This window comes from Streptomyces sp. NPDC059989 (assembly GCF_042736975.1).
Taxonomy (GTDB): Bacteria; Actinomycetota; Actinomycetes; order Streptomycetales; family Streptomycetaceae; genus Streptomyces.
The window spans coordinates 76,334-90,137 of sequence record NZ_JBHWUO010000009.1 but is presented as its reverse complement, the minus strand read 5'-3'; the positions used below and the strand labels follow the sequence as shown (position 1 = coordinate 90,137).

The 13,804-nt window shown below is 71.3% G+C and carries 9 protein-coding genes and 4 pseudogenes; 6 read left to right on the top strand and 7 right to left on the bottom strand.

Annotated elements, in window-relative coordinates; translation table 11 throughout:
- Window positions 1-87: 87 nt before the first annotated feature.
- Window positions 88-1,935, bottom strand: a complete 1,848-nt coding sequence (locus ACFWBN_RS10545; protein WP_385173706.1) for an SMI1/KNR4 family protein — start codon at window positions 1,933-1,935, stop codon at window positions 88-90.
- A 124-nt stretch (window positions 1,936-2,059) separates the two neighbouring features.
- Between ACFWBN_RS10545 and ACFWBN_RS10540 the strand changes: the two genes are divergently transcribed.
- Entirely contained in the window at window positions 2,060-3,118 is a 1,059-nt protein-coding gene (locus ACFWBN_RS10540) for a VWA domain-containing protein (protein ID WP_385173703.1), read from the top strand.
- 11 nt (window positions 3,119-3,129) lie between these two features.
- On the opposite strand, the pseudogene ACFWBN_RS10535 reads toward ACFWBN_RS10540, so the two are convergent.
- Both ACFWBN_RS10535 and ACFWBN_RS10530 read right to left on the bottom strand, forming a co-directional pair.
- Window positions 3,130-3,870: pseudogene (locus ACFWBN_RS10535) on the bottom strand (serine/threonine-protein kinase); the annotation flags it as partial.
- Window positions 3,871-3,945: 75 nt separating this feature from the next.
- Window positions 3,946-4,677: pseudogene (locus tag ACFWBN_RS10530) on the bottom strand (SPFH domain-containing protein); the annotation flags it as partial.
- Window positions 4,678-4,904: 227 nt separating this feature from the next.
- Between ACFWBN_RS10530 and ACFWBN_RS10525 the strand changes: the two are divergent.
- Both ACFWBN_RS10525 and ACFWBN_RS10520 read left to right on the top strand, forming a co-directional pair.
- On the top strand, window positions 4,905-5,843 hold the full coding sequence (locus ACFWBN_RS10525) for an NAD-dependent epimerase/dehydratase family protein (RefSeq protein WP_385173700.1): 939 nt from the start codon (window positions 4,905-4,907) through the stop codon (window positions 5,841-5,843).
- A gap of 14 nt (window positions 5,844-5,857) precedes the next feature.
- Complete coding sequence (locus tag ACFWBN_RS10520; protein WP_385173698.1) at window positions 5,858-6,742, top strand: aldo/keto reductase; 885 nt, start codon at window positions 5,858-5,860, stop codon at window positions 6,740-6,742.
- Here ACFWBN_RS10520 and ACFWBN_RS10515 read toward each other — a convergent pair.
- The 4 genes and pseudogenes from ACFWBN_RS10515 to ACFWBN_RS10500 form a co-directional block, all read right to left on the bottom strand.
- Window positions 6,690-7,226 carry a cupin domain-containing protein gene (locus tag ACFWBN_RS10515; RefSeq protein ID WP_385173695.1) on the bottom strand — a complete coding sequence of 179 codons (537 nt, stop codon included), beginning with the start codon at window positions 7,224-7,226 and terminating at the stop codon, window positions 6,690-6,692. The genes ACFWBN_RS10520 and ACFWBN_RS10515 overlap by 53 nt on opposite strands.
- A 99-nt stretch (window positions 7,227-7,325) precedes the next feature.
- Complete coding sequence (locus ACFWBN_RS10510) at window positions 7,326-8,057, bottom strand: SDR family oxidoreductase (protein ID WP_385173692.1); 732 nt, start codon at window positions 8,055-8,057, stop codon at window positions 7,326-7,328.
- Window positions 8,058-8,152: 95 nt separating this feature from the next.
- Entirely contained in the window at window positions 8,153-9,526 is a 1,374-nt protein-coding gene (locus tag ACFWBN_RS10505) for an NAD(P)/FAD-dependent oxidoreductase (protein WP_385173689.1), read from the bottom strand.
- A 731-nt stretch (window positions 9,527-10,257) separates the two neighbouring features.
- A pseudogene (locus ACFWBN_RS10500) lies at window positions 10,258-10,413 on the bottom strand (aquaporin family protein); the annotation flags it as partial.
- Here ACFWBN_RS10500 and ACFWBN_RS10495 point away from each other — a divergent pair.
- The 3 genes and pseudogenes from ACFWBN_RS10495 to ACFWBN_RS10485 all read left to right on the top strand — a co-directional run.
- A pseudogene (locus ACFWBN_RS10495) lies at window positions 10,405-10,503 on the top strand (phosphotyrosine protein phosphatase); the annotation flags it as partial. The pseudogenes ACFWBN_RS10500 and ACFWBN_RS10495 overlap by 9 nt on opposite strands.
- Before the next feature lie 123 nt (window positions 10,504-10,626).
- Entirely contained in the window at window positions 10,627-11,118 is a 492-nt protein-coding gene (locus tag ACFWBN_RS10490; RefSeq protein WP_385173686.1) for a VOC family protein, read from the top strand.
- A gap of 223 nt (window positions 11,119-11,341) precedes the next feature.
- Window positions 11,342-13,798 carry a SpoIIE family protein phosphatase gene (locus ACFWBN_RS10485; protein WP_385173683.1) on the top strand — a complete coding sequence of 819 codons (2,457 nt, stop codon included), beginning with the start codon at window positions 11,342-11,344 and terminating at the stop codon, window positions 13,796-13,798.
- Window positions 13,799-13,804 lie beyond the last annotated feature (6 nt).

Here is a 13,804-nt window from a genome sequence, read left to right as displayed (position 1 = left end):
CGACACCACCCGAACGGACGCTCTACGGCGCCCCGTGAGGCCTCCACTGCCCTCCTGGGGACGGCCCGCGGCCGCCGGTGCGGCGGGTCAGGAGCGGGCCCAGTAGGCCCAACCCTCACCGGAGCGGGGCTCGCGCAGCCAGCTGCGGGTCTCGAAGCCGTCCAGGCGGCCGTGGCGTACGGCCTCCCGTGACACGGTGATCCCGAAGTGTGCGGCGATCGAGTCCAGCGCCGCACGGAGTCCCTCGGACGTGGTGCGGCCCGCGAAGAGGCGGGCCGGGGTGAGCTCTTCCGGTATCTCCCCGCTCGTCGTCGGTGCCCCTCCCCGGACCGTCAGCCCGTAGCGCGGCTCTCCGTTCTCCGTGCAGGAGAGGTGGAAGCCGGCGGGATGCCCGGTGCCGCGCTCCGGTTCGTAGGTCAGCGTCAGGGCCCGCGTGCCGCGGGAGGCCTCTACGGCGGGTGACGAGAAGCGCTCCTGGGCGGCGTCCACACCCCTGCCGGAGTGGGCGAAGACCCAGCCCTCGCCCGCCGCGCCGAACCGGGCCGTTGTCCGGTCCTCCCACGGCTCTCCGCCCGGTCGCTCGGCCCGTCTCGCGTCCCATACCGTCAGGGCGGGCCGTACGGGCGCGTCGCCGGTGCCGAGCCGGTGCGGGACCTCGGACGGTTCCACGCCGGCGATCAGCACCATCCGGAAGCCCTCGCGGGGATCGTCCGCGAGCCAGCCCAGCCCGTCCACCGGAGCAGGCGCGGAGGTGGGCAGGGCGGGCGCCGAAGCGCCGGGGCCGCGTGGGGTGGCCAGCAAGACCCTGCCCCGCTCCGGGGTGAGGACCGGACCCAGATACGGATCCGCGAGCAGGCCCACCGGGGCGATGTGGTCGGCGGTACGGGGCGTCCACGCGGGCAGCGCTGCGGCCAGCGTCCGCCAGGCCGCCTCCGGCTCTGCCCGCCGGGCCGATTCGCGTGCCGCCTCCACGGCCTCCCCGAAGGCTCCTTCCGCCCGGTACCGGAAGGTTGCCTCGTGGACCGCATGCAGGGTCGCGGCCACCGCCGGCCGGTCCTCCTCGGGATACCTGGCCGTCAGCGATTCGTCCGGCCGGGCGCCGGGCCTGCGCCCGTACTCCGCCCGGCAGGTCAGCGGTACCGCTTCGTACGCGACGTACGGATCGAGCAGTGAGGCCCCCGCCTCGGCTCCGGTGTCCGTGCCGCACAGCGCGCCGATCTGCCCCAGGAGCCGGGCCGCCCTCGGCCGGCCGAACGCGACCGCCTCGGCCAATGCCTCCTGCGCCGCCTCGTACTCGCCGCGCAGGGCGGCCAGCCGGGCCTGCTCGACCTGGGCGTCCAGGGCCCCGGTGGTCTCGTTCGCGAATGCCGGCCGGTCCGCGGCCATGGAGTGGAACTGCCGGTACATGGCGTCCATGAAGTGGCGGAAGGACGGATGGCGTTCGGGGCCGCTCCCGCGCCAGGGCGCCCAGGTGTACACGGCCCACTCCCCCCGGGCGTCCACGTCCTCCGGATCCAGCAGGACGTCCACCATGTCGGACTCGGCGGCCAGTTGGAGCGAGCGGGACCATATGCCCGCTTCGCGGACGGTGTCGTCGTCGGGGTCGTCCCCGGCGCCCTCCAGCCATGTCTCCCGCAGGCCGTGCGGATCGCCGCACCAGGCGATGTCCTCGCAACCGGCCAGCCGCCACACGAAGTTGCCCGCCATGTGCCAGCCGTCGGTGACCGCGAGGAAGGACCGCAGCGACGGGGGAAGAGTGACGCCGAGGCGGGCCTCGGCCGCGGCGATACGGACCTCGTCCGCCGGCTCGCGGCCCAGCCGGCGGGCCGCACGCCGCTCCTCCGCGCCCGGCCTGCCGTCGCGTTCCGGGTCGTACGCGTCGGCCCACTCCCCGCCCCACCGCTCGAGGAAAGGGCGCCACTCGAATCGCATCATGACCGCGATGGTGGCACCCGCCACTGACAACGGACCGGGCGTGATCGTCCGTCAGGCTCCGTTGTCAGTGCCTCCTCCTAGTGTGGAGACATCACTCGGGGAGCATCGGAGAAGGAGCAGAATCATGTCCGCAAACAAGATCCAGCACAAGGTGAACCACGTCGCGCTGGTAGTGGACTGTTCGGGTTCCATGCGGCAGCACCAGAGTCAGCTCATCCGCGTCGTCGACGAGTTCGTGGCCGGTCTGAAGGCCGAGTCGGACAGCCTCGGTCATGAGACCCGGATCAGCCTCTACTCCTTCGACCACAGGGTGGAGAACCTGGTCTGGGACATGGACGTGAAGCACCTGCCGTCCATGCGGGGTCTGTACAAGGTCAACAACGGCGCCACGGCCCTCATCGAGGCCTCTCTGAAGTCCCTGGACGACCTGGGCCACATCTGGGAGGAGTACGGCGAGCACAGCTTCCTCCAGATCGTGGTGACGGACGGCGAGGAGAACGCCTCCGGCGGGAACAGGCGGCACGACGGCGACATGTCCGTCCTCGGCCCCTGGCTCGACAAGATCGCGGCGAAGATGGGTGCGCTCCCGGGCCACTGGACTTCCGCGATCCTCGTTCCGAACTCCCTCGCGAAGCGAACCGCACAGAACTACGGCTTCCCGGCCGGAAACATCGCCATCTGGGATGCGGATTCCCAGGAGGGCGTCGACAAGGCGATCGGTACCGTGCGCGCTGCCGCCACCAGCTTCCTCCGCGGCCGCGAGAAGGGCGTGCGCGGCACGAAGAACCTGTTCGCGGTCGGCCAGGACATCTCGGTCGACGACGTGCGGGCGAACCTCGAACCGGTCCCGGCCGACAAGTACCGCCTCCTGAAGGTCGACACGGAGGTCGAGATCCGATCCTTCGTCGACTCGCATCCGGGCGTGACGTACGAACGCGGGTCTTGTTACTACCAGCTGGGCACCCGGGTTCAGATCCAGCCCGACAAGGAGGTCATCGTGGTCGAGAAGGACACCGACCGGGCCTACACGGGCGACGCGGCGCGCAGCCTTCTGTTCGGCACGGGTGTCACGGGAACCGTCTCCGTGAAGGCGGGACACAATCCCAAGTTGGAGGTGTACGTGCAGAGCCGTTCGGTGAACAGGAAGCTCAAGCCGAAGACGCGTCTGCTCATCATGGTCTGAGATGCGTGAGTTCAGGCGGTGGGGGCGTTGTGGAGATCAACCATCGTGCGGATGGGGGGTGGCAGCCAGCCCTCGGACTGTTGGTGGATCCGGGCGAGCTGTTCCAGTACCTCTGTGCAGGTCGGGCGGCGAGCGGGGTTGTAATTGAGGCAGCCGGTGATGACGTCGACGAGGGTCGACGGCAGGAGTTCGAGGGCTGACTCAAGGGTTTCGCCGTCCGGGAAGGGAACGGCTCCGGCGGCGTGGCACAGCACCATGCCGTAGGCGTAGAGGTCCGTGGCGGGGGTGCTCACCAAGCCGGCGAGTTGCTCCGGAGCGAGGAACCCCTTTGTGCCTACAACGACGTTGGTGCTGGTGAGCGCAGTGCTGTCAAAGGCTCGCGCGATACCGAAGTCGATGACACGCGGGCCCGTGGTGGACACGATGATGTTGCTGGGCTTGAGGTCGCGATGGATGATGCCGCAGGAGTGGATTCCCCCGAGCGCCTCGGCGATTCCGAGAGCGAGGACATGAAGGGTCCTCGGGGGCAGTGCGCCGTGCTGCTTGATGACGTCGTGGAGTGATGGGCCGGGGATGTACTCGGTGACGAGCCAGGGGTGTTCGCCGTCGGCGTCCGCGTCGACGACGGCAGCCGTGTGGAATCCGCCGACCCGGCGTGCGGCTGCGATCTCGCGGGCGAACCGTTGCCGGAAGGTCGGGTCGGCGGCGAACTCGGTGTGGATGACCTTGACCGCGACCAGGCGTTCTCCAGGGGATCGACCGAGGAACACCGTCCCCATCCCTCCCTGGCCCAGCCGCGCGGTCAGCTGGTACCGGCCGATGCGGCGGGGGTCGTCCTCCCGCAGCGGCTGGTGCGTGAGCCGCGGAGCCGCCTCGACCGGCGCCGGCGGTGCGACGCGGGTCGCCGGGTCCTTGCGGGCGAGTATCGCGGCCACGTCCCGCTCCGTCTCGGCCTCCAGCAGCGCCGCCTCTCGCACGCCTTGGGCGTGCAGGATCGCTGCGCGCTTCTCCCGGTCGGCGCGCATCTGCTTCCCTATCGACTCCATGATGGCGCGCGGTGGCTCGATGGCCTTGAGCTCCACGCGGTTCACGCGGATGCCCCACTTGCCGGCCGCCCCTTCCACGACACCGCGGAGGGTTGCGTTGATTTCCGTTCGCGAGGTGAGGGTCCGCTCCAGGTCCATGCCGGCGACGATGTTGCGCAGGGTGGTGGTGGCGAGCTGCTCGATCGCCTGGATGTAGCTGGACACGTCGTAGGTCGCCGCACGGGGGTCGGCCACCTCGTAGTAGACGACGGTGTCGATGACGACATCCAGATTGTCCTGCGTGATCACCGTCTGCGGCGGGAAGGGGACGACCTGTTCACGCAGGTCGATCCGGCGGCGGATGGAGTCGATGAACGGCACGACGATGTTCGGGCCCGCGCGGAGGGTGCGCTTGTAGCGTCCGAACCGCTCCACGATGGCCACGCTGGCCTCCGGAACGACGTGAATGGCCTTGATCACGGCTATGAACAGGAACAGCCCGAGCAAGATCAGCACGATGACTATCGGCTGCACACTGGGCCCCCTGCCCCTCGGACGTCCCTGCGCCCCTGTCGGATAGTGCCGTACCCGAGTCTTTCAGAAACCTCCTCGTGAGGGCCCGTCAGTTCGACAACTGGCGGTCGACTCGCCGTATCACCCGCAGGACGCGGAACCGCCGCACATCGGTCAACAGTTTTGCTTCATGCGCATCCAGCAAGTCAGGACTTCTGCTGATGGCGACGGGTTCCCAGGATGGGGGCATGCAAAGGATCTGCGTCATCGGCGGAAGTCGGTACTTCGGAAAGCTCCTGGTGGAGCGCCTGCATGCCGCGGGCCACCAGGTCACTGTGATCAACCGCGGCTCCACTCCGCCGCCCGCCGGTGTCGACCACCTCGTTGTCGACCGGAACGACGAGGCCGCCCTGACGGCCGCGCTCGACTCCCGCACCTTCGACGTAGTGGTGGACCAGGTCTGCTACACCCCGGTGCAGGCCGCCATCGCGGCCCGCGCCTTCGCCGGCCGCACCCTGCGCTACGTCATGACCTCCACGATCGAGGTCTACGACCCCGCGACCGCCGCGCTGCCGGCCGTGCCGGCAGGCACGCCTGTGCCGGAGGAGACCGTGGACCCGGCCGCCTGGCCGGTGGCCATGGACCTTCCCTGGCAGGACGACGCGTACCTGGAGGCGCACTACGCCGAGGGCAAGCGCCAGGCGGAGGCCGTCTTCACCCGCGCCGGCGGCTTCGAGTTCGCCTCCGTGCGCAGCGCCCACGTACTGGGCGGCGGCGCACGGGAGTTCACCGGCCGGCTGGCGCACTACGCCGAGCGCATCGCCCGGGGCGGGGCGATCACCGTGCACACGAAGACGCTGCCCACGGTCTTCATCCACTACGAGGAGCTGGCAGACCTGCTGCAGTGGGCGACCACGGCCGACTTCACCGGTCCGGTCAACGCCTGTTCCGACGGGCCGCTCGACGTACGCGGCCTCGCCGCGATCATCGCCGCGCAGGCCGGCCGGGAGCCCGTCTACCGGACCGTTCCGGCGGGCGAGGAGGCTTCGCCGTTCTCCGTCGACCGCCACTACGCCATGAGCAACGCCCGCGCGAAGGAGCTTGGCTTCTCCTTCTCCCGCACCACCGACTGGCTGCCCGGCGCCGTCGCCGAAGCCCTCACCACCGAGCCGTCACCCACCACCTGAGGAACCGGGCCACCATGCAGAACCGCACCATCGCAGGCACCGCCGTCAGCGCCATCGGCCTGGGCGCCATGCCGCTGTCCATCGAGCACCGCCCGGACGAGGCGCGGGCCATCGCCACCGTCCACGCCGCCCTCGACGCCGGCGTCACGCTCATCGACACCGCCGACAGCTACCACTGGCACGCCGACGAGGCGGGCCACAACGAGCTCCTGATCGCCCGCGCCCTGGCCCGCTACGGCGGCGACACCTCCGGCGTCCTGGTCGCCACCAAGGGCGGCCGCGGCCGCCCCGGCGACGGCAGCTGGACCGTCACCGCCACCCCCTCCCACCTCAAGCAGGCGGCGGAGGCCTCCGCCAGGCGCCTGGGCGTCGACGCGATCGGCCTGTACCAGCTGCACAAGCCGGACCCGGACGTGCCCTGGGCGGAGTCCGTCGGCGCCCTGCGCGACCTGCTCGACGCCGGCACGATCCGCGCCGCCGGGATCTCCAACGTCACCACCGACCAGATCCGCCGGGCGCATCGGATCCTCGGCGACGGACTCGTCTCCGTACAGAACCGGTACTCGCCCGCCGTCCGCGACAGCGAGCCCGAGCTGCGGCTGAGCACGGAGCTGGGCCTGGCCTTCCTGCCCTGGAGCCCGCTCGGCGGCATCTCCCGCAGCTCCCTCGACGGCCCCTCCGGCACCGCCTCGGCCGCCACCGCCTTCCACCGCATCGCGGCCGAGCGCGGCGTCAGCCCGCAGCAGATCGCCCTGGCCTGGCTGCTCGCCCGCTCCCCGGCCGTGATCCCGGTACCGGGTGCCGGCCGCCCGGCCTCCATCACCGACTCGGCACATGCCGCGGAGCTCACGCTGAGCGCGGAGGAACTGACGCGGCTCGAGGACGCGCTGCCGGGCTGAGGCGGGCGGAGCGCCAGGCGGTCGCATCGAGGAAGTGCACGTCGTAGCGGTCCTGTTCGGGCAGCAGACTGTCGAAGGAGTCCAGGCCGTGCTGGATGCGGCCCAGCGCCCGGAAGTATCCGAAGCGGTCGACACCGGGTGTCAGGACCGCCAGGAGCTCGGCGGTGCAGCCGGCGGCGGCACCGAAGGCGTGAGGCGCCTTCGGCGGCACGACGACCATGCCGCCCCGCCCCACGGTCGCCCTCTCCTCGCCGACGAGGAACTCCACCGTCCCGTCCAGTACGTAGAAGAGTTCGGTCGACAGTGCGTGGTAGTGCGGCCGTGCGCCGTCGGCGCCCTTGCCGAGGGCGAGGTGGTTGGCGCCCAGCGCGCCGCCGGTGTCGGCCGCGTCGGCCAGCAGTCGGAAGCCTCCGCCGTGGGGCAGCGCCACGTACTCGGCTTCCTCGGGCCGCACGATCAGCGCGGTTTCGTGTCCGGTCTCCATCAAGTCTCCTTCGTCGCGAGCGGCTTTCTGCGGTCGAAGCTGCCCTGCCCCTCGTCGCCGGAAGCACGGCGACGAGGGGCAGGGCGCGGTCCGGCTCCGTCAGGCGGCGTGGCCGCCGTCGACGGAGAACTCGGCGCCGGTGACGTAGGCGGCCCCGTCCCCGGCGAGGAAGGCGACCGTGGCCGCGATCTCCTCGGGACGGCCGAACCGGCCGAGGGCCGTCATCGCGGCCTGGGGGTCCGCGTACGGTCCGTCGGCCGGGTTCATGTCGGTGTCGACCGGCCCGGGGTGGACGATGTTGGCGGTGATGCCCCGTCCGCCGAGCTCCCGGGCCAGGGCCTTGGTGAGCCCAATCAGCGCCGACTTGCTCATCGCGTAGAGCGTGCCGCCGGGGCCCGGTACCCGCTGGGTCATGCAGGTGCCGATGGTGATGATCCGGCCGCCCCGGCCCATGTGGGCGGCCGCGGCCTGCGAGGCGAGGAAGGTGCCTCGTACGTTGACCGCGAGCACGCGGTCGACGTCGGCCAGGGTCAGCCCGTCGAGCGGGCCCAGGACGCCCGCGCCCGCGTTGTTGACCAGTACGTCGAGCCGGCCGAGTGTCTGCACCGCCCAGTCCACGGCACCCGCCGCGTCACCGATGTCGCCCGCGTCCGCCTTGACGGCGACTCCCCGGCGGCCGATCGCCTCGATCCTGCGGACCACTTCCTTGGCCGCCGCCTCGTTGGCCGTGTAGGTGATGGCCACATCGGCTCCCGCCTCGGCCATCGCCAGCGCGATCGCCGCGCCGATGCCCCGGCTGCCACCTGTGACCAGAACCGCCTTGCCGTTCATGCGCTCTCCTCTTCATTGGTTGCTGATTCAATGAAACGAGAGGGTGATCGTCGGCGCTGGCGAGAATCCGACCTGGCGTTCGGCGTGCAACGTGCTCAGTTCGGGATGAGCGCGTCCCACTGGTCCCGGGTCGGACCGTCGTGCTGTGGCGAGAAGTCCGGGCGGGCATCCAGCCAGGCGGTGACGCGGTGGTCCACTTCGTCGGTGCCGTAGGCCTCATCGGCGGGTCGCAGGAGATGGCGTACCTGGGCCCGGGCCCTCATGACGACGGGATCGTCAAAGGCGCAGGCGGCCAGGGCGGCAGCCCGCCGGTCCGAAGGCGGTGTGCTCTCGGCGAGGCGCTGCCCGGTGGTGCGGTCGGCCGTCACCTGCGCGTCGAACCGCGGGCGCAGGGCCTGCGCCGTCCAGCTGTGATAGGCGGTGGGGTCAGCGGCTATCCGGTCGGCATGGGTGGCGAGGTACTGGGCCGCGAGCAGGCCGAGGGATACGCCGTGGCCCGAAGTGGGGTTGGTGTGGATGAGGCTGTCCCCCGCGTTGACCAGGCCGGTGACGACAGGTCCGTCATCGTCGGCGAGGGTGGTCCAGCGGTTGTCCAGGCCGGCCATCGCCAGGACGGCCGACTGCGGTTCGGGGGCCAGGTCGAGCCAGGCTGCGGTGGCGGGGAAGCGGCGGGCGGCGGCCTCGAACACGGCGGGGTCGGTGAGCGCGCCGCGGGTCGGATCGCCCGTGGAGAGCACCAGGTTCACCGCGAAGGTGTCGTTGTCGGAAGGGAAGACGCCGGCGAGCGCGAACGGTGCGGCCGAGCCGGTCTTCACCCGCCCGGGGTCACGCGGCCCGTCGGCCCGCAGGCGGTACCAGCGGCACAGGTAGGCGATCCCGGTGCGGTGGCTTTCGACCACGGGCGGGCGGCAGCCGGCCGCGATCAGCCAGGCGGGAACCGGCGAGCGACGACCGGACGCATCGACTACGAGGTCGGCCCGGTGCGTTTCCGCGCCGACCTGCACGCCGGTGACCCGGGCAGGGCGGCCCTCCTCGATGGCGAGGGCGCGCACCCGGCGGCCTTGCCGCACGTCAACGGTGCGTTCCCGCCGCACGGCCGCGGCCAAGGCGGCCTCCAGGACGATGCGGCGGGTACGCAGGGTCACCAGGTCCTCGTCGCCGGCCCGATGCGGTGGATGCTCACCGAACCAGTCGAACTCGTGGTACTCCCGCGCTCCGCGTGCCAGCAGGTCCGCGTAGACATCGGGGGTCTCGGCGCGCAATACGGTGCGCACGGGCGCGAGGAGCGAGTGGGGCTGGGTGGCCTGCGGGATGCGGGGCCTGTTCCAGTGGAAGAAGTCCCGGTTCAGGTCCTCTCCGGCCTGCCGCTCGTCCTGCTCGCACACGGTGACCGTATGGCCCCGTCGGCCGAGCATGAGCGCCGCCCCCAGCCCGCTGATACCCCCACCGATGATTGCAACCCGCGCCACCGATCTCCCCTTCGCGTCGTGTTGCGGATCGACCTTACTGCCTGGTGATCTACGGTTCACATGCCCGGGTGCGCGTACCCCGCCGCAGTGAAGGTCGGTCAAGGGGTCAGCAGCCGCCGGAGCGGGCCGGGGCGCCGGCCCCGACGCCGCCATGGGCCGGCTCCTCTCCCGCGCCGCCGGGACATGACGATCAGGATGGCGGCGGCGACCGAAAATCGGTGGAGCCGCACTCCCGCGTGCCGATACCGTTCTCCCGCCCGCAGTCACCCTGTCAAGGACGCGCCGTTGTACACCAAGTGAGATCCCCCGAGCGCTGAACCGTCGCGCGTCGCACCTGTGCGCCGCGCCCCTTTTCGCTGCGGTCTTCTCACTGGAACCGGTGTATCTCTGTGTCCAAAACCTGGGTGGACGTGCCCACCTGCCTGTCCATCGTTCTCCGCCGCTGCCACATCCCGGAGCCGGTGAACCTGCGTTCCGTACGACCCGAGCTCCGAAACAGGGGCGGCTCGGGTCGAACCGAGCGGCCGGCCTGGCAGTCGCCGTACGGTCCGCCGCCGCACCGGGCGCACCGCGGCCGGTGGGCGCCCGTGCCGGTGCTGGCCGGGCCTCGGCCCGCCGTGCGCCGCGGATACGTGTGCAGCCGGTGCGACTGATCACCGAAGGGCGCTGAGCCCTTCCGGCCCGGGCCTGTCCGGCAGTACGCGATCCCGTCGGACAGGCCCAGTCCTGTGCGCTCCTCCCCCGATGCCGGCGAAGGTGTCGGTGAAGGCGCGGCCGATGGTGACGGCCGGGTTGGCGAAGGAGGTGGAGGAGGTGAACCAGTACGCGGCGCCGATGTAGGAGGCCACGGCGACGGGTGCGAAGCGGAGGCGGTCGGTGCGGGCCAGGGCGTCGAGGCCGTCCGCCCCATCCGCGACGAGATCAAGGGCCTCGTCGAAGGCCTGATCGCCGAGATCGACGCCAAGCCGAAGGCCTGAGGCAACACCACGACCTGGCACGTCAATGGGCGGGCTGAGCAGTGCGGTTGGCGAGCGAGTCGATCCGTTGGGCGACGGTTTCTCCGCATGTCGTGCCAGGACGGTGTGCATAGAATCGGCCGCATGACGACGCGGCTTGTTCAGATCAACATGAAGGCTCAGGACGATTCCGCGCTCGGCCGGTTCTGGGCGGAGGCGCTCGGCTGGAGCGCTTCCATCGAGGAGCCCGGCGTGACGAACCTCGAACCCCAGGACTTCACCTATCCCGACCCGGTCGCCGTCTGCATCGACATCTGCCGCGTCCCGGAACCCAAAACGGTGAAGAACCGCGTGCACCTCGATCTCGCCACCACCTCCGAGGCCCATCAGGCGGTGCTGCGCTCCGCCAAGGGTGTCGGCCCGTACCTGGAGTTCCTCCGCACGCCCGACGCGAAGACCGTGCAGGACCGCGTCCATCTCGACATCCGCCCCTACCGAGGTGGCGACGCGGCGGCGGAGGCGGCCCGGCTGCGGGCCCTCGGCGCCACCGACATCGACTTCGGCCAGGGCGACGTGCCGTGGACCTGCCTCGCGGACCCGGAGGGCAACGAGTTCTGCGTCCTCGCCCCGGCCTGACCAGGCCGGCGGCCCATCCCGGTCAGTCGTCCCGGGGAACGGCGGCGATCACCGGGCCGCCGACGGCCCGGTCCAGGCGGTCCCGAGCCCGGGTCGCCCGAGCGGGGCCCGGTTTCTGCGGTGCGGCGCCTGGAGCCGTACCGGATGGCGCAACGCCTCTGGCTCTCTATCCGGACATCGACCAGCATGAGGACAGCGGGACCGGCGGACGAGATGGGCACGCATGCGCGCCACTGAGAGCAACCAGGACTATCCCTTCGCTGTCACGAACACGGCCGCGGCACTGCTGGACGATGCCGGGACGGTCGTCGCCTGGACACCGGCGGCCGAAGCCCTCCTGGAGCGCCGGTCCGCAGACGTGTGCGGCCGATCGGCCAGGGACCTCCTGGCGGACGCGGACCGCTGGGAAGCGGTTCTGGCTCAGGGCAGGCACGCGGAGCGGGAGGGCTGGGAGGGCCGGGCCACCCTGCGGCACGGCTCGGGGCGCGAGCTGGAGATCGGCTTCCGCGTCATCCCGCTGAACGGCGGCACGCGCGGCGACGCGGCCCGCTGCCTCGTACTCGGCGCACCCCTGGAGCTGGTCGCCCAGTGGCGGCAGGACCACGCCTTCACCCATGAACTGTTCCTGCAGGGCCGAGTGGGCCTGGCCGTCTTCGACGCGGACCTGCGCCTGCTGCGGACGAACACGCACCTGCTGCCGTACACCGGAGTGCCCGTCGAGCTGAAGGGCCGGCGCCTGGCCGACTTCCTGTGGGCCGAGGACGCGCGGATCATCGACGACCGGCTGCGGGAGGTCATGCACAGCGGGGAACCCCTGATCGGTTTCAACGCGACCGCGCGCACCCTGGACGACCCGAGAGGGGGCCGGGTCGTGAACATCCAGGCGTTCCGGCTGCAGGAACCCGACGGTCATCCGATGGGTGTGGCGACGGTGTTCACCGACGTCACCGACCACGAACGGTCGCGTGGGCGCCTGGACCTGCTCTACCGGGCGACCGAAGCGCTGGGCGGTTCGCTGTCCGTCCTGCGCGCCGTCGAGGACCTCGTCAAAGTCCTGGCGCCCACGTTCGGCGACTGCGCCGCGGCGGATGTCGCGGAGACCGTTCTCACCGGTGGAGAGCCACCCGCTGACGGGCACCTCACGCTGCCCCTGATCCGGATGGCCGTCGCCGGAGCGGAAGCGGACGGGCTGCGTACGGGTACGGCCCAGTTCACGGCCCCTCTCGCCGCGGACGGGCCCGAACCGGCCGCGCCCGGGGCGCGGGAGCGCCGGGGAGAGCTGATCACCGGCCTCGGGACCCGGCCCACGGGACCCGGGAACGACGCGGCCCCGGAGTGGGCCACGGCCGTCCCGGGTGCGCATTCGGCGATGACGGCGCCGCTGTGCGCGCGGGGCATCGGGTTCGGAAGGCTCACGCTCTGGCGCACGGGGGACGCTGCCCCGCTGGAGGAGGACGACCTGGCGCTTCTGGAGGAGATCGCCGCCCGTGCGGCCGTCGCCGTGGACAACGCGCGGAGGTATACGAAGGAACGCCGCACCGCTGTGGGCCTGCAGCGCAGCCTTCTGCCGCCGGCGACCTCGGAAACGCCCGCACTGGAAGCCGCCAGCGTCTACCTGCCCGCCGACGCGGACAGCGGAGTGGGTGGCGACTGGTTCGACGTCATCCCCCTGTCGTCGGCCCGTGTCGCCCTGGTGGTCGGGGATGTCGCCGGTCACGGGCTGTACGCCACGGCCATGATGGGGCGCCTGCGCAGCGCCGTACGCGCGATGGCGGACTTGGAACTGGAACCCGAGGAACTGCTGGCGCACGTGGACGACATGGTCCTGCAGGTCGTCGCCGAGGCGGAGAGCGAGGACTCGGAAGACGGCGACGCGGGCATGCCGGTCCCCACCGGACCGGCCGGGGCGACCTGCCTGTACGCCGTCTACGACCCGGTGACCCGAAGTTGCGTCATGGCGAGCGCCGGACACCCGCCTCCCGCCGTGGTCAGCCCGGACGGAACCGTGGAGTACGTCGAGCTGAGCCCCGGCCCGCCCCTGGGGGTCGGCGGCTGGCCCTTCGAGCCGGTCGAACGCGATCTTCCGCCGGGGAGCGTGCTCGCCCTGTACAGCGACGGCCTGATCGAACGCGGCGAGGGGGACATCGACCAGGGCATGCGCGACCTGGCGGACCGGCTGCTGCGCGCCGACGTACTCGGTCGGCCGCTGCGTCAGGCCCGGCACGACATCGTGGAAGGGCTGCCGCCGGGCAGGCTGAAGGACGACGTCACCCTCCTGCTGGCCCGTACCCGTGTGGTGGATGCCGGTTCCATCGCGACATGGCATCTCGACGCAGACCCGGCGATCGTCGGCGACGCGCGCCATCTCGTCCTGGCTCAGCTGACCGCCTGGCACCTCGACGAGCTCGCCTTCAGCACGGAGCTCATCGTCAGCGAGCTGGTCACCAACGCCATTCGCCACGCCGGTGGCCCGGTCCGGCTCCGGCTGATCCGGGCGGACACCCTGACGTGCGAGGTGTCGGACTCCAGTAACACGCAGCCCAGGATGCGGCGTGCGAGGAGCTCCGAGGAAGGCGGTCGCGGCCTGTACATCGTCGCCCAGCTCTCGCACCGCTGGGGCAGCCGCTACAGCAGGGGAGGCAAGACCGTCTGGTCCGAACAGAACCTGCCCCTCGCCTGACAGCCC

Coding starts and splice junctions, on each gene's coding strand:
- ACFWBN_RS10545 (WP_385173706.1), bottom strand. CDS start 1,935: ATGATGCGATTCGAGTGGCGCCCTTTCCTCGAGCGGTGGGGCGGGGAG.
- ACFWBN_RS10540 (WP_385173703.1), top strand. CDS start 2,060: ATGTCCGCAAACAAGATCCAGCACAAGGTGAACCACGTCGCGCTGGTA.
- ACFWBN_RS10525 (WP_385173700.1), top strand. CDS start 4,905: ATGCAAAGGATCTGCGTCATCGGCGGAAGTCGGTACTTCGGAAAGCTC.
- ACFWBN_RS10520 (WP_385173698.1), top strand. CDS start 5,858: ATGCAGAACCGCACCATCGCAGGCACCGCCGTCAGCGCCATCGGCCTG.
- ACFWBN_RS10515 (WP_385173695.1), bottom strand. CDS start 7,226: ATGGAGACCGGACACGAAACCGCGCTGATCGTGCGGCCCGAGGAAGCC.
- ACFWBN_RS10510 (WP_385173692.1), bottom strand. CDS start 8,057: ATGAACGGCAAGGCGGTTCTGGTCACAGGTGGCAGCCGGGGCATCGGC.
- ACFWBN_RS10490 (WP_385173686.1), top strand. CDS start 10,627: ATGACGACGCGGCTTGTTCAGATCAACATGAAGGCTCAGGACGATTCC.
- ACFWBN_RS10485 (WP_385173683.1), top strand. CDS start 11,342: ATGCGCGCCACTGAGAGCAACCAGGACTATCCCTTCGCTGTCACGAAC.